Genomic DNA, 18,398 nt, shown 5'->3' on the forward strand with positions numbered 1-18,398 from the left:
TGAATGTCCGTTGTGTTTCTTTTTTTGGTTGGAGAGGGACGGACCTTGTGTTGGGCTTGTTTTCAATGTGTATTTGGCCTGCGAGTCCGCGTGCTGTCCACAATTTGGCGCAACAAACACGCAAAGTGGCACAAATTTGGGCGGAAGTGGCACAACAAACAGCCAAAGTGACACGACGAGGCATGAAAGTTAGTTAATAAATAGAAAATCAGATCCCAAATTTCCATGAAAAAAGCCCAAATCCATAATAGATTTGAGCCTTCACACTATTTTCACCGGGAAATCTTCGCTTCACGCTTCGAAAAGTCTACATCTCCATAATACATTGATTTCACGAGCACGTTCGGTCCTAGGCAGCGAGCCATTGGACAATGGCAATTCAACTCTTTTGCAAGAGGCTGTTGTTTCCACTTTTCAAAAATGTCAGGCAGGGTATCCTTTGCTATATTTCCAAGTGGTGGCGTGTCGCCGAAGTCTGTGACGATGACATCTCCAGTGAAAATGTTGACGTTTAGACGGGAACGGCCGTCAGGGTCATTGCGGACGCTGACATTTTTAGCGGCATAAAGCTCCTTCAGAAAATCCAAGTCTTCCTGTGAAGAGCTGCAAGGATAGAATGGAAGTGTTCCAAATAGCATCCATACGTTTTCATCACGGAAGGAAAGAATATTTCTGATTGCTTCCCTTGTTTCTTCCAATGAAAGAGTTTCAAGGCTTGACGCGAAATCCGACGGGTACATCGGGTGAATTTCGTGACGGCCACACTTCATTTCATCAACAACCTGGCGATGGATTTTTTCCAGGTAAGGCAGTGTGTTTTTATTTAGCATGGTTTCTGCCGATACAAGGACTCCACGCTCAGAAAGTGCACGGCTGTTTTCAATCATGCGGTCAAATAGCTTCTGGCGCTGTTCCCTCGTTGGCTTTCGTTCCATATTGGCAAAGCCGACATCGATGAACTCATCGATCGTTCCCCAGTTGTGCGAGATGTGCAGGACATCCAGGTAAGGGGCAATTAATAAGTATCGGTCAAGATCCAGGGTCAGATTTGAGTTGATTTGGGTATGTACGCCTCTGGAATGTGCATACTTGAGTAAGGGCAAGACATAATTTTCAACGGACTTCTTTGACATCATCGGCTCTCCGCCGGTAATACTAAGGGAACGAAGTGTTTTGATTTCGTCGAGCTTCTGTAGAATCAATTCAATGGGAAGGGCGCTTGGATCCTTCGGAGATAACGTATAACCGACGGCACAGTGCTCGCATCTCATGTTACAGAGCGTTGTGGTGGTGAATTCTATATTGGAAAGCGTGATATCACCATGCTCATCCACATCTAAATAAGCCTCCCAAGGATCATGGTCAATCGACATTTTCTTGGAGAGAGTATCAGTTTTCATTATAAAAGCTCCTTTATTAATAAGTCACCTATTCATTATTGAGAAACGCCCAGCCCTTGTCAATCCGAAAGTTATTGGTTACCATAGTAAACGTATTGAAAGGAGAGAGAACTCTTGGGTAAAGCTATCAACGATAAAGACTCACAAGTGAGCTATTTAAAACAACGCCTGAACCTGTTCGTCGACGTTCTGGACTCAATCGATCCCGAACAAGCTGACATTGACGATATCGATCGCCTGATCGCCATGATCGATGATATAGAAGTAAAATGCGAGCAATTTAAGAAGAGTGAGTAAGAGTCCTTTAGGGGGCTCTTATTTTTTTTGAGGGACGGACCTATGATTTGGGTCGCGAGGTGGGTAGCGGTGGTGAAGGTGTTTTTGTGAAATTTGTTGGATTTTGTATAACGGTCGATATTCGGATGAATTCGGTTGAAAACATGAAATAACAGTTGATAAATCTGAACAACGGTCGATAAAAATTCATAACGGTCTATAATTTTTATATCCGCCCCATACACCTCACGCTTCATCCTATGCAGAATAGTAGACAAGAATACCAAGCAGGATTTCCCCGCTAAAACGTCAAACTTTAATAAAAACATCTATTAAAGGAGCGATCCATCCCCATGATCATCACACCAATCGAAAAACACCAGTGCGAGCAGGCAAAAAACGTGGTTCTGTCAGGTTTCCTCGAACGATTCGGATTCATCGATCACACCTTGAATCCGGATATTCATGACATATCCGTAGAATATGACGGCACGGAGAATCATTTTTTTGTAGGAAAAGAGGGTGACGACATCATCTGCACAGGAGCGATTCGAAAAGAATCAGACGACACGTATCAGATTGTGAGAATGTCAGTCCGATCCCCATACAGGAAATGTGGTCTCGGCCGTATCATGCTTGGATTCCTGGAAGGAAAAGCACACTCCCTTGGGGCTCGTTACCTCATCCTCGAAACCAACAAACAGTGGTCGGACGCTATCCGGTTTTACCAAAACAACGGGTACATTTATAAGGAAGAAGACGAGGTTTCATGTTATTTCGAGAAGGAAATTCCATTGTGAAATCCCTTTCAATCTCATTCTTATAGGAGTATAATAATGTATGAAAATTAAGACTGTTTTTGAGATCTTTAGAGGGGGAGAACGATGAATAAAGAGACCTTACAGCAAAGTATGTACGAATTGATTGTGGAAACATCCACGAACCTGCCAAAGGATGTCAGACGTGCGATCCGTTCGGCGAAAGCCCGTGAGAACGCCGGCACGCGTTCGGCGATGAGCCTGGATACGATTTCAAATAATGTAAAGATGGCGGATGACAATGTATCACCGATTTGTCAGGATACGGGACTTCCGACTTTTAAAATAAAAACACCGGTCGGCGTGAATCAGCTTGATATCAAAGAAGCGATTTATGCTGCGATGGTACAGGCGACGAAGGACGGAAAGCTTCGTCCAAACTCAGTGGATTCATTGACTGGGGCAAACTCAGGGGACAATCTTGGCTTAGGGACACCGGTCATCAAGTTCGAGCAGTGGGAAAAGGATTATATCGATGCGCGCCTGATCTTAAAGGGTGGCGGTTGTGAAAATAAAAACATCCAGTACAGCCTTCCGTGCGAGCTTGAAGGATTGGGCCGTGCCGGACGTGACCTGGATGGGATCCGTAAATGCGTGATGCATTCGGTGTATCAGGCCCAAGGGCAAGGGTGCAGTGCCGGATTCATCGGTGTCGGAATCGGGGGAGACCGTTCTTCAGGCTATGACTTGGCAAAAGAACAATTATTCCGTTCCGTTGATGATGTGAATGCGAATGAAGATCTTCGTAAGTTAGAAGAGTATGTGATGGACCATGCGAATGAGCTTGGAATCGGCACGATGGGATTCGGCGGCGAAACGACTCTGCTAGGATGTAAGGTCGGCGTAATGAACCGCATTCCTGCCAGCTTCTTCGTATCTGTTGCGTATAACTGTTGGGCATTCCGTCGTTTAGGAGTGAAGCTTGATGTGGAATCAGGCGGTATCGACGAATGGTTCTATCAGGAAGGCGAGAAGATCGATCTTACTCAAGGATCTGAAGCTGAGCTTGAAACGGCAGCGGCTTCATCGGGGGAACAGCCGAACGTTGTGGTACTACAAGCTCCAATCACGGAAGAAAAAATCCGTGAGCTGAAAGTGGGGGATGTGGTTCAAATCAACGGCCGCATGTACACTGGACGTGACGCGATCCACAAGCATCTGAGTGAGAATGATGCACCAGTGGATCTTGATGGTCAAATCATCTATCACTGTGGTCCGGTCATGCTGAAGGACGATGAAGGCAACTGGCACGTGAAAGCGGCTGGCCCGACAACATCGATTCGTGAGGAGCCTTATCAGGGGGACATCATGAAGCGTTTCGGTATCCGGGCGGTCATCGGAAAAGGTGGAATGGGTCCGAAAACCCTTGCTGCCTTGAAAGATCATGGCGGTGTGTACCTGAATGCCATAGGTGGAGCGGCACAGTACTACGCAGATTGCATCAAAGGGGTAGACGGAGTGGATCTGATGCAGTTCGGTATTCCTGAAGCCATGTGGCACCTGAATGTGGAAGGCTTCACAGCGGTTGTAACGATGGACTCCCATGGAAACAGCCTTCATGAAGAAGTGGATAAATCGTCATTGGAAAAATTAGCTCAGTTTAAAGAGCCTGTTTTTAAATAAAGGAAAAAGGACCACCTCGTTATGATGCGGGGTGGTTTTTCTATTGGGTATTTATGTTAAAATATGAAACCATAAACACATGTTTTTCGTATTACATACAAACAGGAGCTGGAGGGCTATGATGATTTTCAATAAATTAGTGAGCATGTTGTTTCTTTCCTTGATGGTGTTCTTAACTGGGTGTGCAAGCAATAGTGAAAAATCGAATATTACTTCCATTGAAGATGTAAACGTTGATATGTTAAAAGAAAACAGCGGAACCTATGTAGGGGATAACTCCAAGGTCAGTGCGATCCTTCAGGAATTACCCGGTGGAGAAACCATTCAGGCAATCGATCTTTCAGGGGAAATGGTGAAGGTGACCTATGGGAATAAAGAAGGGAGCCTTCCTGAAAGTGACGTGGATGAGTTTTGGTTTGACGGTAAGCATGCCGACCGGAAGAACTTTTATTACAACGCCATCTACCTGACACTTCTCGTTCCGAATGCCCAGGAATATCACTTCCAGGTAGATGAATCCATGGTATCCGTTTCAAGGGACAAAATGGTCAAGAACCTCCAGGATGAATTTAAAGAATTCCCAACAGGCGAGGCCATTTGGGATAAAAAAACCGTATCTGAATTTATCGATGAACATAAAGGGAAACTAACTGAAATGGCTACGAAGTATCAGACGTTTTTTGAGTGAGAGGGACGGACCTTGGTCTTTGATGGTTTGCAGTTGATGGAAGTCGTGCTTGCCATTTGCTCAACATCCGGTTAAAGTGGTACAAATTCAAAGGATCCCTGCGCGAGTTTGGACAACCCACAAGCAATTTATTCATTTCCCAAGATCACACCCATTTATGGATACTTTTAGTACACATGAATCCTTCCCGTTCTCAAAAACTAAGGGAAACGGAATGTGAAAGAAGGGTTCAATTTTGCGGAAATCACTAAAAGTGTTGATCATAGCGTCAATCTTAGTATTGCTCATCCCGGCACAAGCCTATGCAGCTTCGAATAACCCGATTGGCTGGGGATTTAAGAAAAGTCAGAATGAAGTCCCTGCAGAAGCAGGAGCACAGCATGATCGGCTGCTTGAGAAATATGACGCCTTTTATAAGGGGTCACCGGATAAAAAAGTCCTGTATCTAACCTTTGACAATGGGTATGAAAATGGCTACACAGGACAGATCCTTGATGTGTTGAAACAGGAAAAAGTGCCAGCAACCTTCTTCGTAACAGGTCACTACTTACTAAGCGCTGAAGACCTGGTCAAGCGAATGGTGAAAGAAGGACACATCGTAGGGAACCATTCCTGGCATCATCCGGACTTCACGGCAAGTTCCGATCAGAAAATCCGGGAAGAGTTGGAGAAAGTAAAAGTGAAAACGAAAGAACTAACCGGTCAGAAAGAAATGAAATACCTGCGTCCCCCAAGAGGCGTATTCTCTGAACGTACACTTCAAATCGCGAAAGAAGAAGGCTACACCCACGTCTTTTGGTCAGTCGCCTTCATCGATTGGAAAACCGATCAGCAAAGAGGCTGGCAATACTCGTACGACAATATCATGGCCCAGGCACATCCAGGCGCGATCATCCTTCTGCACTCCGTCTCCAAAGACAACGCAGACGCCATGGAAAAAGCCATAAAAGACCTAAAGAAAAGAGGCTACACCTTCAAAAGCCTGAATGAACATCCAATGGTGAAAAAATAGAGGGACGGACCTTCATTCCTAGGACCTGGTCCTAGGAATTGAGGTCCGTCCCTTCAAACCAAAGCACACTGTCATCGGGATCTTTCCGGTCACAATCGGCCAACTTGTACATATTGTCCGCCACTTTCCCATTTTGTATATACTTTATATTCTCGCAAGACATCTCTACAATCTCACCCCTACCAAACGTATCCCGGCGTGAGTCCCGAACGGAATGAAGTACATCCCCGTCATACTCGATGTCATGTAAGATAGGATCACCTTCTTCTGTATAAGTAACAATCCGAATGCGATCCTCCACATCATCCCTAACATTCTTAAAAAACTCTACAAAACGCTCCATATTCTCTATATTCCCATGAGTATTCACTACATCTGTTTCTACAGGCTCATAAGCTCCCACCTGTTTCCCTGCTTCAGTCTCCACCTGATCCCCAGGCTCTTCACAACCACCAACACAGAATAAAAGGAACAAACCAGCCATTATCGATTTCCTAACCAACCAAATCATCCCTTTCGGAAATTCCATGAGGTCCGTCCCTATTATTTTAACTGTCCCTATACTTTAGCTGCTCCAGTACTTTTAGAGGTCCGTCCCTCAGCTACTGCATCAGACGGACGACAACGTTGAAGTGTTACACTTACGGTATGCTATAATACACTTACAAGTTTTGTGCGGAAGGATGAGGATGATGGTGATAAGGGATGTTAAGGTTGAAGGACCGTATAATTTTGACCGGGTATTGGAGAGGCTCGCGCTGGATCCGTTGAATGCAGTGGATCAGGAAAACCGAAGCGTGAAGGTTCCATATTATCTCCCGGATGGGAATGGGGAGGTCATCAAGGTTCAGGCGACAGGCACCACGGATCAGCCTGAATTCAGTATGACATTTGAAAAGGAAGAGAGCCTTGAAGAGAAGCAAAACCGGATTTCGGACATTTTTCAGTGGCACACCGGTCTTCGCGACATGCACGAGCACTTCCTGCAAACTGATCTGAAGCCGATTTTCGAGGAGCATATCGGCACGCCCATCATCCTGGAATTCGACCCGTTTGCGACGATTATCAAAAGCATCATCCATCAGCAGCTGAACCTGAAGTTTGCCTTCACGCTGACCCATCGTTTTGTGACGAAATACGGCTGGGAGAAGGACGGGGTCTGGTTCTATCCATCACCGGAAAAAGTTGCCTGCCTCACAGTGGAAGAACTGCGGGAGCTGCAATTCAGTCAGCGGAAAGCGGAATATGCAATTGGCATCGGACAGAAGGTAGCAAGCGGAGAACTGGACCTGGACAAACTAGCCGGGCAGCCGGACGAAGAAGTCATCAAGGTACTTACCAAAATCCGCGGCATCGGCCCATGGACAGCCCAAAGCTTTCTGTTATTCGGACTCGGCAGGCCAAACCTGTTCCCGAAAGCGGACATCGGCATCCAAAACGCCATCAAGAAACTATTCCAAATGGATCAAAAACCGACCATGGACGAGCTTGACCAATTCAGCACATCCTGGCATCCTTATTTAAGCTATGCATCCTTGTATTTATGGAGAAGTATCGAATAGAACGGACGTGAACCAATGAAAAAGCAATACGAAAAAAAGCAGCACAATGAAGTGAAAATCGAGCTGAAACAACAGTTTCCTCTAACGATAAAAAAAATCGGCATCAACGGTGAAGGAGTCGGATTCTTTAAACGAAAGATCGTCTTCGTACCAGGAGCACTGACAGGGGAAGAAGTGGTCGTCGAAGTGACCAAGGTCCACCCGAAATTCACCGAAGCCCGCATCAAAAAGATCCGGAAGAAGTCACCACAACGCACCAAAGCCCCCTGCCCGGTCTACGAGCAGTGTGGAGGCTGTCAGCTTCAGCATCTCTCATATGAAGGACAGCTGGATGCAAAACGGGATATCCTGCTCCAATCCCTCGAGCGTCACACAAAGCTTAGATTGGAAGACCTGGACATCCGCCCGACGATTGGAATGGACAACCCTTGGCACTACCGGAACAAAAGCCAATTCCAAGTGGGGACTCAAAACGGCAAGGCTATCGCAGGCCTATATAGCATGAATTCAAACAAGCTGATCGACATCGACGAATGTATCGTGCAGCACCCGCTTACAAATAAAGTGACAACGGAAATCAAGCGCATCATTAATGATTTCAACATCCCTGTCTTTGATGATAAAAAGAAAAAGCCGATCCTGAAAACAATCGTCACACGTATCGGGTTTGAAACAGGGGAAGTTCAGGTCGTACTCGTGACGTCTGAGAAAAAAATCCCCCGCAAGGAATTGCTGATCAACGAGATCCAGAAACGACTACCGGAAGTCGTTTCCATCGCCCAAAACATCAATCCGAAGAAGACTGCACTCGTCTTTGGAGATGAAACGATTCATCTGTCAGGTAAAGAAAGCATCGAAGAACGCCTGGAAGAGTTCACATACGAACTGTCCGCACGCGCATTCTTCCAGCTAAACCCGATACAGACGAGCAAGCTCTACAACGAAGCGAAAAAAGCAGCGGCCCTCACTGGTGAAGAAAAAGTCGTCGATGCCTATTGTGGAGTCGGAACCATCGGATTATGGCTTGCTGATGGAGCGAAAGAAATCCGCGGCATGGACGTCATCAAGGAAGGGATCGATGATGCGAAGAAGAACGCGAAGAAATTTGGAGTGAGTCATGCCGAATACTTCGTCGGGGGTGCCGAAACCCTCATGCCTAAGTGGAAGAACGAAGGCTGGCGTCCTGATGTCGTCGTGGTCGATCCGCCAAGAACCGGTTGCGACAACAAGCTTCTTGATACGTTAAAAGAAGTAAAACCGAAGACATTCGTGTATGTCTCCTGCAACCCATCGACTCTGGCGAAGGATATCGATTACTTGAAGAAACAGTATAGGGTGGAATATTTGCAGCCGGTGGATATGTTCCCGCAGACCGCACATGTGGAGGTTGTGGCGAAGCTGGTTCTCAAATAAAAATTGTTGGAATCCTCTTTCTTGACAGCGACAATTTTAGAAGAAAGGAAGAGTTTAGTGGGAAAGGTGAAGGTAAGGTATCTAAGATATGATGATATTCATGATAGACACTACTACTCAGATACAATTGGACGCAGATTAAATGATGGTTTTGTGATCACAGATATTGAATTCGGCTATGGGATTGAGAGAATCTTCGAAGAAAGAGATGGGTACTGCTTTGTTCGTGATGGCGATGACTTTACTCCTATTATTGTTGATATAGATAATGCAGGTGACATCGATTTCTCCCATGAAGCCGTAAAGAAATTTTTTGAGTATTTGATTGAAACCACACTACAAAGCAAGTAATAGGGCATTCCTCAGTCGTTGAGGGATGCCCATTTTTCATATTACCGGCACATCCTCCAAGCAGATGTCTGGTCAATAAACCTGTTTATCTATTAAGATGTCCCTTGAACAACCACAAGGAGGCAAAATCATGAACAATAAATATAAAGAGCTATTATCCCCCTATACATTCAAAAACGGAGTCGAATTAAAGAACCGCATCATCATGGCGCCGATGACGAACTTCTCTTCGGATGAGCAGGGTAACGTTACGGATGCAGAGGTCACATACTATGCGAGACGTTCCAAGGATGTCAGCATGGTGATCACGGCTTGCACGTATGTAACACCTGATGGAAAGGGATTCCCGGGTGAGTTCGGCGGGGACTCCGATGAAATGATCCCGAGCCTTGAGAGATTGGCGAAGGGAATCAAAGATCAGGGGGCAAAAGCCGTTCTCCAGATTTTCCACGGAGGTGTACAATGTCCTCAGGATTTGGTTCCAGATGGGGATGTTGTGAGCGCTAGTGACGTAAAGGGTGAGAACGGAGAGAAGAAAGCCCGAGCATTAACAGAAGCAGAGATCGAGAATATCATCGATGCTTTCGGTGAGACGACCCGCCGAGCGATAGAAGCGGGATATGATGGCGTGGAGATCCACGGAGCGAACGGTTATCTGATCCATCAATTCTTTTCCCCGATGACAAATCGTCGTGAAGACCGTTATGGCGGCAGCCTGGAAAAACGTATGACGTTCCCGCTTGCCATCGTGGATAAGGTGAAGAGTGTGGTCGCTGAGCATGCGGATCCATCGTTCCTGGTTGGATACCGTTTTTCACCTGAGGAGCCTGAAGACAATGGATTCACAATGGGTGATACCCTTACCCTTGTAGATGCCCTTGCAGACAGGGACCTTGATTATCTTCACGTTTCCCTGTTTGAGTTCTTCTCGAAGCCAAGAAGAGGCGTTAAGGACATTGAGAAAACAAGAATGGACTATCTATTGGAAACCATCGGTGACCGTACACCACTGATTGGTGTAGGTTCGATCTATTCTGCCGACGATGCACATAAAGCGTTCAGTACAGGCGTTCCGCTATTGGCCCTTGGTCGTGAACTGATCATTGATCCCGATTGGCTGAAGAAGATAGAAGAAGGAAGAGAAGAGGACATTGTGACGGAGATAGATAAAGGGAAACAGGAAGAATTGGTCGTTCCCGATCCGTTATGGAATGCAATTGTGAATACGCCTGGCTGGTTCCCGGGAGTGTAGGGAGTCAGTCTTGGAAAGAAAATGCCCTGTGAAGATTCACAGGGCATTTTTTTCACCTAACTTTCACTATGCTGAGATTCTTTGTTTCCCGGTGCGAACCACCCAAACAAGGCGATAGCCACAAGGACTCCGTAAAACGTGAGGGTCCAAAGGGTGCTATGAGGGAAATCATGATCCAGGATATGAATATCTTCATGAGCCAGTGTGATGACCGCGAGCTTCACTCCGACCCAGGCGACAATCGCATAGGCGGTTGTTTCTAAAGCAGGGCGCTTTTCAAGCAGCTGCACAAACCAGGTTGCAGCATATTTGATCAAAATCAGCCCGGCAATTCCTCCGAGGACAACGATGATAAATTGTCCGCCGTCCATCCCGCCAAAATCATCAAGGGGAGAATCGGGGAGTCCAAGGGCAAGGGCCACAGCTGCTAGGATCGAATCAATGGCAAAGGCAAGGTCTGCCAATGCAATCTTCCCGACCGTCGGCCAGAATCCTTTTCCGGCAGCTTCCTCTTCTGTGTCTTCACGAATATTTTCGTTTTCTTTTCCAAAGCGTGCTTTGATGACATGCTTTAAGCCCAGGTAAAGAAGGTAGGCTGCTCCGATCGCCTGGATCTGCCAGACATTTGCGATAAAGGAAATCGCAAATAAGGCACCAAAACGAAAGGCAAAGGCAAGGAAAATTCCGTATTTGATGGCTCTTTTCTTCTCATCGTCGGGAAGGTGTTTCGCAATGACGGCGAGAACAAGGGCATTATCTGCAGATAATAATCCCTCAAGGCCGATTAGGATCAGTAATGTCCATCCATATTCTAACCAGATTGATTCCAAATAAAGTGCTCCTTTCCACTAAACATCGAGCCAACACATAATGCTGGTCGACCAGTTAATGTAATACTAGACCTCAGTTTTTATCATACCACTGATTGTGAATCTAATCCTTTATTGGTATTGGGTTTTTTTAGATATTTTCAATTTTTTTTGCACTTCCAAATCATTTCATGATATAGTGAATTTACTAAATATTACAGGAGTGATGGGTGGACGATGAAGAACTGATCTTATTTTCGCGAGGTTTGAAATTCCATATTTCAAATTAACTAAAATAGGATTAGTCTGCCCATTTTTATACATTGTTTCAGCTATTGATCGATAATAGCTTTCTTTGAGCGCGACAGGTACGGCTAATCCTTCCAGAAAAAATGGGAGGATTTTTTTGTTCTCCCTTTGATGAGAGGGGAAAATGGTATGAGAGAATTAATGAAGTTAGTGAATATAAGCTATGAAGTGACGAAACAGAGATTATTTGAGAAAGTGAATGCTGGTGTACAGGAAGGGGATGTCATCGGGATCATCGGGCAGAATGGCGCAGGGAAGACTACTCTGCTTCAGTTGATCCACGGGGATTTAGTGCCTTCCGAAGGTGCAATCCAGTGGTTGCATCACGACTTGAACATCGGGATGGTCGAACAGGAAACGGATTCCTATTCCTTTGACGAAACGACACCTTCTGAAGCAAGGCTGCTGGAGAAATGGCAGGTGCCGAATCATGAGTTTCTGCACTTGAGCGGCGGAGAAAAGCTGAAGGCCCGGCTTGCAAAAGGGTTTGCGAATAATGCCGACCTCCTTCTATTGGATGAACCGACGAACCACCTGGATCACGGGAGCATGGAACTACTGACGAATCAGATCAAGGAGTATAGGGGGACGATCATTCTCGTGTCCCATGACCGGTATTTTTTAGATCAAGCGGTGAACAAAATCTGGGCGATCGAACATGGGAAGCTGATTGAGCATCGAGGTCATTATTCGAGCTACATGGAAGCGCGAAAACAGAAACGGCTCACACAGCAGCGTGAATACGAGAAGCAGCAGAAAATGGTGGAACGGATCGAAAATCAGATGAAAGAGCTCACATCCTGGTCACAAAAAGCCCACGCCCAGTCCACGAAACAGGAAGGATTTAAAGAATACTACCGGGTAAAAGCAAAACGGACGGACAGCCAGGTGAAATCGAAGCAGAAGCGTCTTCTGAAAGAGCTTGAAAAAGCAAAGGTGGATGCGGTGCCGGAAGAACATACTGTGCAATTCTCCCTTCAGGCCTCAAACAAAACAGGAAAGCGATTCTTGGAAGTGAAAAATCTGGAGAAAGCATTTGAGGGACGAATACTATTCAGAAAAGCCAATTTCACGATCCAGCATGGGGAAAAGGTGTCGATCATCGGACCGAATGGAAGCGGGAAGACGACATTATTAAAGGTAATCATGGGGCAAGAGGCGGCTGACGGTGATGTATGGATTTCACCATCTGCAGAGATCGGCTATCTGACGCAGGAAGTGTTCGACCTCCCCCTTGACGAAACGCCTGAACAGCTTTTCCACAAGGAAACCTTCGAGGAGAGAGGGAAAGTCCAGACGCTCATGAAGCACCTGGGATTCCAGACGACCCACTGGCGGGAACCTATCGGGAATATGAGTATGGGAGAGCGTGTAAAGTGCAAGCTGATGAAGTATATTCTAGAAGAAAAAGATGTGCTTGTTCTGGATGAGCCGACAAACCATCTTGATCTTGCTTCCCGTGAACAGCTTGAGGAAACCCTCTCGCAATACAATGGGACTTTGATTGTCGTGACCCATGACCGTTATTTTCTAGAGAAAACGACGAGTACGAAACTCGTGATCGCGCACGGCAGGATTCAAAAACAGTTGAATGAGCCTGCTTCAGAACGGGATGACCAGGAAGAGCTGCGGTTGAAGCTTGAGACGGAGAGACAGGCAGTGTTGGGAAGGCTCAGTTTTATGATGGCAGGGGATAAGGAATATGAGGAACTGGATCGGAAATTTAAAGAGCTGACGGAACAAATAAATAAGTTGAAGTAAAAACGGGACAATTCAATCGAATAAAAACGGTTGAATTGTCCCTTTGTTTGAAAGAAAGCAGGTGCTTACATTTCTCTGTATTCTTTTTCCGTCCCATTAGGGAATGTAATCTCCAGCTCGAATTTCTCATAGCCATCCTCAACTGAAAATGCTTCTTTCACTTGTTTGATGACCTCTTGTTCATCGGTATCCTGATCAAACGAGAAATCTTTGAAGATCGGGGTAAGCTTATCCATCGCTTCATCAGAAGTCAAATTTTGATCATTGAGATCATCCTGATATTTCGCTTCCGTCGAGTCTTTCTCGTTCTCGTAATCCACGTCGATTGTTTTCTTTCCCTTGTAGTCAACCTCTAAATCAAAGTTCGCAAAAGTAAAAGCTTCATCTTTCGCTCCCTCATTATTATTGGCAGTGTCCTCAACTGGTGCATTTTCAGGAGGGTTCTTTACCTCTTCCTTGTCATTACAGCCGGCTAAAAGAACCAAAGAGAACAGGACAGAGAAGATACATGTTGTTTTCCTATGCATACAATGACCTCCTTTATGATGATAAGGATAGTTTACCCAAATGTGGATAAATGAATCATGTGCTTTCGTATTTCAACAAGAAAAAGGCATTGCACTCAGCAATGCCTTTCAAACACAACTTCTTCCTTATCAAATTACCGCCCGCCAGTCCAGAACTTCAAATGATTGGACTGTCCCTGGCAATAAGCATTATAGCCCTCACTCTTATGCGTATCATAGCAATCACCAGTAAGGTACCCTTGAGAAAAGTAAGTTTCTTTGATACTGCCCACGATGACCACTCCAATCATGAAGGAAAGGGGAATCAGAACAAATAACCAAACCATTTTCGAAAACCTCCTTTTTTTATAAACCCTGTTAGGTAAAAGCAGGTGAACGTCCTGTAGGTGTTGCTTCTGTTACTATCTTATCATTATCATATGGAAAAATATAGATAATAATACTTGAGCAAAAAGAGATTGCCAATAGGCTATGGATCTTGGTGGAAAAAGGTTTAGATTTAGAAGGAATTGTAGATCACATGCCGGAATAATATTCTTAGGTATGCTCTTTTTTTGTTCCGCATCTAGGTTATAATGAATCTACAAACCTCAGGAGGTACATATGAAACAGCAAAACTATGAAAGTCACAGTAAGATCGATCCGGTCTATCATGTTGGAATTGCCCTATTATCCCTCATTACACTCATCCTGACGATTACGTTTTTCGTTAAGAATGTCGGGACAGAGACTTTGTTAAGCTTTGTTGTGCTATTTGTTGTGTTGACGATAATCCTTATAGGGGTAAAGCTAAGAACCTATGCTCTTCAGCTTCAGGATCGAATCATCCGCACGGAGGAAAGTTTCCGCTATTATCGTTTAACGGGAAAATCGCTGGATGCTTCGTTATCCCTGAAGCAGATGATTGCGCTCCGCTTTTCACCGGATGAAGAATTTCCAGGGCTAGTGGAAAGAGCAGTGACAAAAGAATTATCACCTAATGATATTAAAAAAACTATACAAAATTGGCGTTCAGATCATCATCGCGTATAAACAACACAGAAGGACCGCTCACTATTGGGCGGTTACATTTTTGTAAAAGGAGGCTCGTTATGTCGAACGAAGTCATGGTGGATGTAAAAGATTTAGTGAAAAGGTATGGCTCCTTTACGGCAGTGAAGGGAGTGAAGTTCCAGGTAGAAAAGGGGGAGATCTTCGGATTGCTTGGTCCGAACGGGGCCGGGAAGACGACGACGATTGAGATGCTTGTGGGACTTCGGAAGCCTGATGAAGGGACGGCTGCACTTGCGGGATATGACGTAAGGAAAGAAGTGAACAAGGTGAAAGAGGTGATCGGGGTTCAGCTTCAGTCGACTTCTTTGTTTGAGTTGTTGAAGGTGGAGGAAATCCTTCATTTGTATGCGAGCTTTTACCCGAGTCATGTGGACATCAATCAATTGATCGAGGATATGCTCCTGACCGAGAAGCGGAAGGACCGGATCAAGGGTCTGTCGGGCGGGCAGAAGCAGAGGCTCGCGATTGCCCTGGCCCTGATTCATGATCCGGAGATTGTGTTTCTGGATGAACCGACGACGGGACTTGATCCTCAGGCGCGACGGACATTGTGGGACATTGTGCTGCGGTTGAAGGAGCGGGGGAAGACGGTGATTCTGTCCACGCACTATATGGATGAAGCCCATGTGCTCTGTGACCGGATCGGCATCATGGATCAAGGGGAATTGATCGCCCTTGACACTCCGACGAATCTGGTGAAAACACTGCAGTCAACGAGCACGATTGAATTCCATCTCAACAATCCACCTGAACAGGAGTGGTTTGTGAAAATGGATGGAGTCGAGGAAGCCGCCATCAAGGATACGTTTGTCCAGCTCTATACCGACGAACTTCAGCTGGCCCTGACCGCCCTGATTTCTAAATCGACTGAGCACAACTTGAAAATTCAGGACCTCCAGACGCGTCAGGCGACATTAGAGGATGTCTTCATACATATGACAGGAAGGAAGTTGCGGGAATCATGAGAGCTTATTGGCAGTTAACTTTGGCACAATTACGGATTTTTGGACGAAACAAGCAGGTCCTCTTCTTCACGTTACTCTTCCCGGTCATCCTGATGGTGGCACTCGGGTCATTTGCAGGCGGAGGGAATTCACTCTCTTTAACTGTAGGGGTGACCGACAGGGATGACACCGATGCATCCAAGGACTTAAAGGACTTATTTTATAAAAATGAGGGAATAGAGACTACGAAATATGAGAGCGTGAAGTCGGGAAAAGAAGCCGTTGAAAATGGGGATATCCAGCTTTTGATCGAAATCCCGAAAGGATATGAAGAGAACCTGAAGGACGGGAACGAGGCTTCCTCCCTTCCTGTATATTATAACGAGAAAAACCTGACTACGTCAGAACTTGGATTGACGGTGGTGAATGGAATCATCGATCAATACAGCAAGGACATGGTGGACTATAAGCCGCTAGTGACGGTCGAGAAAGTAGGAATCGAGGCTCTTAACCTCCGATATGTGGATTTCCTTGTACCGGGTATCGTCGCCATGATGATCATGAGCAACAACATGAACGGGGTCGCAGGTCAAATTTCCGCCTGGCGTGAACGGGGGATCCTCCGGAGAATGCAGGGGACGAGATTGAAAGCATCCACGTTCATCGCGGCCCAGATCACGGCACGCCTTGTACTGAACGGAACCCAGGCATTGCTCGTCGTCCTGATTGCCGATCTCATCTTTAATATCAACGTAGCAGGTTCTTGGCTGGCCATGATCTTCTTCATCATCCTTGGGACCCTTGCGTTTATGGCACTCGGCTTTATCATCGCAGGTATGGCGAAGAACCCGGAAAGTGCCGGACCGATTGCTGGATTCGTGACGTTTCCGATGCTATTCCTTGGTGGCGTGTTTTTCCCGATCAACAATATGCCGGATCTTATCCAGCCGATCGTCAAGGTGCTGCCGATCGCCCATCTGAGTTCGGCGTTGCGGGAGACGATGAATCTTGGGACCCCGTTTTTGGAATTGGGTACGGAGACTCTTATATTGGGAGCTTGGCTGGTTGGCGGATTTGCCTTGGCTAGTTATGTGTTTAAGTGGGAGTAAAATAGAGAAGTCCAATCGGATCAACCCGATTGGACTTTTTTCACGCCCTCTTCTCCAAATCCTTCGCAGTTTGACTCGTTTCCACATCCTTTTCATCCTTTAAGGTACCGAATAATGCATCGACGAAAGGCGTGGACACCCCGTACCAGTAGTTCTCGTTTTTGTAATGGTGCAGGATATGTGTTTTTTTGAGCCATTTCCCGAACCGTGTTTTCGGCTTGAGGGGGCGATGGGCGACATAGTGCTTCCACTCGTAAACAAAGAACATGAACAGAATGCCGGTTGCAAAGGCAAGGGTGGCTGAAATCGAGCCGCTCACGAAGTAAAACAGCAGACATAGGATGGACAGGCTTGGAACACTGTACCAAATGGGTAAAAACAGAAGCTTCAGGTCATTGGGTTTTTTATGATGGTCGTAATGCAGACGCTTAATCAATTTCAGAAGAAAAGCGTTTTTCGGTGACTTGATGTGAAAGACAAAGCGGTGGGTGAGGTATTCACTGAACATGTAGGCGACGATCCCAATCGCAAAAAATAAGAAGGTGGATAACGAAAGCTCCATTGCCATCAAAAAGCCGACCACCACAAGGAAGATACCTACCATGACCAAAATATCAAAGTGTAAGAAGAAATCACGATACAATCGATTCTCTTTCATCCTCCATTGCCCCCATTCATTTTTTGTTTCCACAACCGTAAGCTCTCTTCCATCATTTCTTTAATGAGGCGCTCTGCCTGTTTGATGTCCCCTTTTAAGATGAGGTCCAACAGTTTTTCGTAATAGTCACGTGAAGCTTTGCGATGGTCCGGTTCGCTGAAATATTTCTCGGCCATCCTGATGTAGAAGTCTTTGAAGCTATTGAGGATGAGAAGATAGATGGGGTTGGGCGACAGCATGGCCACACTCTGCTGCAGCTGCCAGTCGAAATCCGCATATGATCGGGCATCATCCTGTACCTCTTCAAGAGGGACAAAGAGTGAAATGACCTTGAGCCTGTGATGATGGATGGCATCACTGAAATAGGTAGGGGTCAAAGAGATTCTAAGCTCAAGCATATGATGGATGAATTCATCTGGTACTTCTTCCTGATTCTCGAGGATATTCACGATCGTCATTAAATTCCCCTGCTTCCAATAATCGTTCACAATCGCAGGCATCCCTTTCCGTCCCGCAATCCATCCGTCCCGTTCCAACTTCTGCAGTGCTTCCCGGATGGTGGGTCTTCCTACTTGAAAGCGGGTGGCCAATTCTCTTTCGGATTGCAGTGGTTCATGAACTTTGATGTGCCCTTCCAGTATGGATTGAATGAGTTTGCCGCCGATAATGTCTGATGAACGTTCTTTCACTGTAATGTACACCTCCTAATTGGTCATACCAATTATATATATGGTAATACCATTATATGATCTTTTGTGGTGTGTTTGTCAATTTATTCTGAAAATAGTTTTATTGGTTGAAATTCTTGGTCTTGCTCAGGAGAATTAATATAA

Annotated in this window: 20 protein-coding genes; 13 read left to right on the forward strand and 7 right to left on the reverse strand. The window is 45.7% G+C overall.

The annotated features are described in order from the left end of the window. Window positions 1-272: 272 nt before the first annotated feature. On the reverse strand, window positions 273-1,400 hold the full coding sequence (gene yfkAB, locus ACQKFO_RS08445; protein ID WP_427597945.1) for a radical SAM/CxCxxxxC motif protein YfkAB: 1,128 nt from the start codon (window positions 1,398-1,400) through the stop codon (window positions 273-275). A 114-nt stretch (window positions 1,401-1,514) separates the two neighbouring features. On the opposite strand from yfkAB, the gene ACQKFO_RS08450 reads away from it, so the two are divergent. From ACQKFO_RS08450 to pdaA, 5 genes are all read left to right on the forward strand, one after another. Beyond that, window positions 1,515-1,697 carry an SE1561 family protein gene (locus ACQKFO_RS08450; RefSeq protein ID WP_034761313.1) on the forward strand — a complete coding sequence of 61 codons (183 nt, stop codon included), beginning with the start codon at window positions 1,515-1,517 and terminating at the stop codon, window positions 1,695-1,697. Window positions 1,698-2,029: 332 nt separating this feature from the next. Further along, window positions 2,030-2,476 (forward strand): GNAT family N-acetyltransferase, encoded by a 447-nt coding sequence (locus ACQKFO_RS08455; RefSeq protein WP_427597947.1) that lies wholly within the window; start codon window positions 2,030-2,032, stop codon window positions 2,474-2,476. Window positions 2,477-2,560: 84 nt separating this feature from the next. Continuing rightward, complete coding sequence (locus tag ACQKFO_RS08460; protein WP_427597948.1) at window positions 2,561-4,117, forward strand: fumarate hydratase; 1,557 nt, start codon at window positions 2,561-2,563, stop codon at window positions 4,115-4,117. 118 nt (window positions 4,118-4,235) lie between these two features. Further along, window positions 4,236-4,805 (forward strand): DUF4825 domain-containing protein, encoded by a 570-nt coding sequence (locus ACQKFO_RS08465; RefSeq protein ID WP_427597950.1) that lies wholly within the window; start codon window positions 4,236-4,238, stop codon window positions 4,803-4,805. Between the two features lie 235 nt (window positions 4,806-5,040). Then, on the forward strand, window positions 5,041-5,817 hold the full coding sequence (pdaA, locus tag ACQKFO_RS08470) for a delta-lactam-biosynthetic de-N-acetylase (RefSeq protein ID WP_427597951.1): 777 nt from the start codon (window positions 5,041-5,043) through the stop codon (window positions 5,815-5,817). A 31-nt stretch (window positions 5,818-5,848) separates the two neighbouring features. Here the strand turns inward: pdaA and ACQKFO_RS08475 are convergent, their stop codons facing one another. Next, the gene (locus ACQKFO_RS08475; protein ID WP_427597952.1) at window positions 5,849-6,346 is read right to left on the reverse strand and encodes a DUF4362 domain-containing protein; all 498 of its coding nucleotides are present in this window, start codon (window positions 6,344-6,346) and stop codon (window positions 5,849-5,851) included. A gap of 163 nt (window positions 6,347-6,509) precedes the next feature. Between ACQKFO_RS08475 and ACQKFO_RS08480 the strand changes: the two genes are divergently transcribed. From ACQKFO_RS08480 to ACQKFO_RS08495, 4 genes are all read left to right on the forward strand, one after another. Next, window positions 6,510-7,379, forward strand: coding sequence for a DNA-3-methyladenine glycosylase family protein (locus tag ACQKFO_RS08480; RefSeq protein WP_427598877.1), 870 nt, complete (start codon window positions 6,510-6,512; stop codon window positions 7,377-7,379). Between the two features lie 15 nt (window positions 7,380-7,394). Beyond that, a complete protein-coding gene (gene rlmD, locus ACQKFO_RS08485; RefSeq protein ID WP_427597953.1) occupies window positions 7,395-8,792 on the forward strand; it encodes a 23S rRNA (uracil(1939)-C(5))-methyltransferase RlmD in 1,398 nt (465 codons plus the stop codon). A gap of 21 nt (window positions 8,793-8,813) precedes the next feature. After that, the gene (locus tag ACQKFO_RS08490; protein WP_427597954.1) at window positions 8,814-9,143 is read left to right on the forward strand and encodes a hypothetical protein; all 330 of its coding nucleotides are present in this window, start codon (window positions 8,814-8,816) and stop codon (window positions 9,141-9,143) included. A gap of 130 nt (window positions 9,144-9,273) precedes the next feature. Continuing rightward, complete coding sequence (locus ACQKFO_RS08495; protein ID WP_427597955.1) at window positions 9,274-10,395, forward strand: NADH-dependent flavin oxidoreductase; 1,122 nt, start codon at window positions 9,274-9,276, stop codon at window positions 10,393-10,395. Window positions 10,396-10,451: 56 nt separating this feature from the next. On the opposite strand, the gene ACQKFO_RS08500 is transcribed toward ACQKFO_RS08495, so the two are convergent. Next, entirely contained in the window at window positions 10,452-11,225 is a 774-nt protein-coding gene (locus tag ACQKFO_RS08500) for a TerC family protein (RefSeq protein WP_148967434.1), read from the reverse strand. A gap of 399 nt (window positions 11,226-11,624) precedes the next feature. Between ACQKFO_RS08500 and abc-f the strand changes: the two genes are divergently transcribed. Next, window positions 11,625-13,274 (forward strand): ribosomal protection-like ABC-F family protein, encoded by a 1,650-nt coding sequence (gene abc-f / locus ACQKFO_RS08505; protein ID WP_427598878.1) that lies wholly within the window; start codon window positions 11,625-11,627, stop codon window positions 13,272-13,274. A 65-nt stretch (window positions 13,275-13,339) separates the two neighbouring features. On the opposite strand, the gene ACQKFO_RS08510 is transcribed toward abc-f, so the two are convergent. Next, window positions 13,340-13,801: a YusW family protein gene (locus ACQKFO_RS08510; protein WP_427597956.1), complete on the reverse strand. Its 462-nt coding sequence runs from the start codon at window positions 13,799-13,801 to the stop codon at window positions 13,340-13,342. Window positions 13,802-13,935: 134 nt separating this feature from the next. After that, a complete protein-coding gene (locus tag ACQKFO_RS08515) occupies window positions 13,936-14,127 on the reverse strand; it encodes a hypothetical protein (RefSeq protein WP_427597957.1) in 192 nt (63 codons plus the stop codon). A 277-nt stretch (window positions 14,128-14,404) separates the two neighbouring features. Between ACQKFO_RS08515 and ACQKFO_RS08520 the strand changes: the two genes are divergently transcribed. Genes ACQKFO_RS08520 through ACQKFO_RS08530 form a run of 3 tightly spaced genes read left to right on the forward strand, consistent with a single transcriptional unit; the run spans window position 14,405 to window position 16,907 of the window. After that, a complete protein-coding gene (locus ACQKFO_RS08520; RefSeq protein ID WP_427597958.1) occupies window positions 14,405-14,833 on the forward strand; it encodes a DUF6526 family protein in 429 nt (142 codons plus the stop codon). Between the two features lie 59 nt (window positions 14,834-14,892). Next, on the forward strand, window positions 14,893-15,819 hold the full coding sequence (locus tag ACQKFO_RS08525; protein ID WP_427597959.1) for an ABC transporter ATP-binding protein: 927 nt from the start codon (window positions 14,893-14,895) through the stop codon (window positions 15,817-15,819). Continuing rightward, window positions 15,816-16,907: an ABC transporter permease gene (locus ACQKFO_RS08530; protein WP_427597960.1), complete on the forward strand. Its 1,092-nt coding sequence runs from the start codon at window positions 15,816-15,818 to the stop codon at window positions 16,905-16,907. Before ACQKFO_RS08525 ends, ACQKFO_RS08530 begins: the two co-directional genes overlap by 4 nt. A gap of 40 nt (window positions 16,908-16,947) precedes the next feature. Here ACQKFO_RS08530 and ACQKFO_RS08535 read toward each other — a convergent pair whose 3' ends face one another. Together ACQKFO_RS08535 and ACQKFO_RS08540 are read right to left on the reverse strand one after the other, a co-directional pair. Beyond that, window positions 16,948-17,565, reverse strand: a complete 618-nt coding sequence (locus tag ACQKFO_RS08535; protein WP_427597961.1) for a sterol desaturase family protein — start codon at window positions 17,563-17,565, stop codon at window positions 16,948-16,950. After that, window positions 17,562-18,260: a GntR family transcriptional regulator gene (locus ACQKFO_RS08540; RefSeq protein WP_427598879.1), complete on the reverse strand. Its 699-nt coding sequence runs from the start codon at window positions 18,258-18,260 to the stop codon at window positions 17,562-17,564. Before ACQKFO_RS08540 ends, ACQKFO_RS08535 begins: the two co-directional genes overlap by 4 nt. Window positions 18,261-18,398: the final 138 nt, after the last annotated feature.

This window comes from Rossellomorea sp. NPDC071047 (assembly GCF_050270195.1).
Classification (GTDB): domain Bacteria; phylum Bacillota; class Bacilli; order Bacillales; family Bacillaceae_B; genus Rossellomorea.

Bases quoted from the DNA above. Each gene is read 5' to 3' on its own strand.
- ACQKFO_RS08465 (WP_427597950.1), top strand. From the start codon at position 4,236: ATGATGATTTTCAATAAATTAGTGAGCATGTTGTTTCTTTCCTTGATG.
- ACQKFO_RS08525 (WP_427597959.1), top strand. From the start codon at position 14,893: ATGTCGAACGAAGTCATGGTGGATGTAAAAGATTTAGTGAAAAGGTAT.
- ACQKFO_RS08520 (WP_427597958.1), top strand. From the start codon at position 14,405: ATGAAACAGCAAAACTATGAAAGTCACAGTAAGATCGATCCGGTCTAT.
- ACQKFO_RS08460 (WP_427597948.1), top strand. From the start codon at position 2,561: ATGAATAAAGAGACCTTACAGCAAAGTATGTACGAATTGATTGTGGAA.
- ACQKFO_RS08530 (WP_427597960.1), top strand. From the start codon at position 15,816: ATGAGAGCTTATTGGCAGTTAACTTTGGCACAATTACGGATTTTTGGA.
- ACQKFO_RS08455 (WP_427597947.1), top strand. From the start codon at position 2,030: ATGATCATCACACCAATCGAAAAACACCAGTGCGAGCAGGCAAAAAAC.
- ACQKFO_RS08475 (WP_427597952.1), bottom strand. From the start codon at position 6,346: ATGGAATTTCCGAAAGGGATGATTTGGTTGGTTAGGAAATCGATAATG.
- rlmD (WP_427597953.1), top strand. From the start codon at position 7,395: ATGAAAAAGCAATACGAAAAAAAGCAGCACAATGAAGTGAAAATCGAG.
- ACQKFO_RS08510 (WP_427597956.1), bottom strand. From the start codon at position 13,801: ATGCATAGGAAAACAACATGTATCTTCTCTGTCCTGTTCTCTTTGGTT.
- abc-f (WP_427598878.1), top strand. From the start codon at position 11,625: ATGAGAGGGGAAAATGGTATGAGAGAATTAATGAAGTTAGTGAATATA.
- ACQKFO_RS08515 (WP_427597957.1), bottom strand. From the start codon at position 14,127: ATGGTTTGGTTATTTGTTCTGATTCCCCTTTCCTTCATGATTGGAGTG.
- ACQKFO_RS08535 (WP_427597961.1), bottom strand. From the start codon at position 17,565: ATGAAAGAGAATCGATTGTATCGTGATTTCTTCTTACACTTTGATATT.
- yfkAB (WP_427597945.1), bottom strand. From the start codon at position 1,400: ATGAAAACTGATACTCTCTCCAAGAAAATGTCGATTGACCATGATCCT.
- ACQKFO_RS08480 (WP_427598877.1), top strand. From the start codon at position 6,510: ATGGTGATAAGGGATGTTAAGGTTGAAGGACCGTATAATTTTGACCGG.
- ACQKFO_RS08495 (WP_427597955.1), top strand. From the start codon at position 9,274: ATGAACAATAAATATAAAGAGCTATTATCCCCCTATACATTCAAAAAC.